The sequence below is a fragment of the Streptomyces sp. NPDC031274 genome (assembly GCF_055570235.1).
Window position 1 is genome coordinate 1 of sequence record NZ_JBVIHP010000158.1, and the last position, 1,748, is coordinate 1,748.

1 protein-coding gene is annotated in these 1,748 nt (G+C 67.8%); it reads left to right on the forward strand.

Annotated elements, in window-relative coordinates; translation table 11 throughout:
• Positions 1-191: 191 nt before the first annotated feature.
• Positions 192-1,748, forward strand: a 1,557-nt coding sequence (locus ACZ5CR_RS44525) for a beta-ketoacyl reductase (RefSeq protein WP_468869198.1), incomplete at its 3' end; no start/stop codon positions are given.

Sequence of the window (1,748 nt, forward strand, 5' to 3'; positions counted from 1 at the left end):
GTGAGCGGGTGGTGTTGGAGGGTCTGCGGTATGGGGTGGCGTGGGAGCCGCTGCGGGGTGGTTCGGCTGTGGTGTCGGGGCGTTGGCTGGTGGTTGCTGATGGGGGTGTGGGGGAGCGGGTTGCTTCTCTGTTGGGTGATGCGGGTGTGGATGTGCGTCTGTGGGTGCCTGGGGTGTGGGATCGGTCGGGTGTGGCTGAGGGTGTGGCGGCGTTTGGTGAGTTGGATGGTGTGGTGTGTGTTGCCGGGCTTGAGGGTTCGCTTGCTGTGGTGCAGGGCTTGGGGGATGCGGGTGTCGGTGCTCCGTTGTGGTTGTTGACTTCGGGTGCTGTGGCGGTGGGTGATGAGGCGCCGCGTTCGCTGGATCAGGCTCAGGTGTGGGGCTTTGGCCGGGTGGTGGGGTTGGAGCATCCGGAGCGTTGGGGTGGCCTGGTCGATCTGCCGGAGACGTGGGACGAGTCTGCTGGTGTGCGGTTGGCGGCTGTTCTTGCGGGTGGTGAGGGTGAGGGTGAGGTTGCTGTTCGGGCGTCGGGTGTGTTTGGGCGGCGTCTGGTGCGGGCGCGGGCGGCTGCTGTTGAGGGTGAGTCGTGGTCGTTGTCGGGGACGGTGTTGATTACGGGTGGTACGGGTGCGTTGGGTGGGCATGTGGCGCGGTGGGCTGCGGCTCATGGTGCTGAGCATGTGGTGTTGACGAGTCGCCGTGGTCAGGATGCCCCGGGTGCCCAGGAGTTGATGGCGGAGCTGTCGGCGTTGGGTGTGCGGGTGACGGTTGCTGCGTGTGATGTGGCGGATCGTGCTGCGGTGGAGGCGTTGATTGCTCAGTCGTGTGGTGAGGTGCCGTTGACGGCGGTGGTGCATGCGGCTGGTGTGGTGGATGACGGTGTGGTGGAGTCGTTGTCTGCGGAGCGTGTGGCTGGGGTGTTGCGTCCGAAGGCGGATGCGGCGTGGGTGCTGCATGAGGTCACCCAGGGCATGGATCTTTCGGCGTTCGTGCTGTTCTCCTCTTTCGCGGGTGTTGTCGGTGGGATGGGGCAGGCGAGCTACGCGGCGGCGAACGCGTATCTGGATGCTCTGGCGGAGTATCGGCGTGGGTTGGGTCTGGCTGCGACGTCGGTGGCGTGGGGGCCGTGGGCCGGTGGCGGTATGGCGTCGGGGGAGATCGAGGAGCGGGCGCGGCGTGGTGGTCTGTCGCCGTTGGTGCCCGAGCGTGCTCTGGCTGCTCTGCGGCAGGCGGTCGACCATGGTGATGGGGCCGTTGTGGTGGCGGATGTGGACTGGGAGCGGTTCGGTCCTGCTGGGCGCGTGGCGCTCTTCGGCGGCATCCCGGAAGTACGCCGCCTGCGCGAACACACCACCCCCGACGAAACCGCCCCGGCATTCGCCCGCTGGCTGGAGGGGGTCGCGGCGGCGGAACAGGAGCAAGCCGTCGTCGACTTGGTGAGCACACATGCCGCGGCCGTACTCGGCTACGCGGGCTCCGCGTCCATCGAGCCCGACCGCGCCTTCCGCGAGCTGGGTTTCGATTCGCTGACCGCCCTCGAGTTCCGCAACCAGCTCGGCGCCACCATCGGCCGGCAGCTGCCCGCCACCGTCGTCTTCGACTATCCGACCGCTGTCTCCCTCGCCGGATACCTCCGTGAGGAGTTCATCGGTGCGGTCGACGACAGCGCGGCCGTGGTCCGACAGGACGGCACGGCGCTGCAGGACGACGAACCCATCGCGATCGTCGGCATGAGCTGCCGTTTCCCC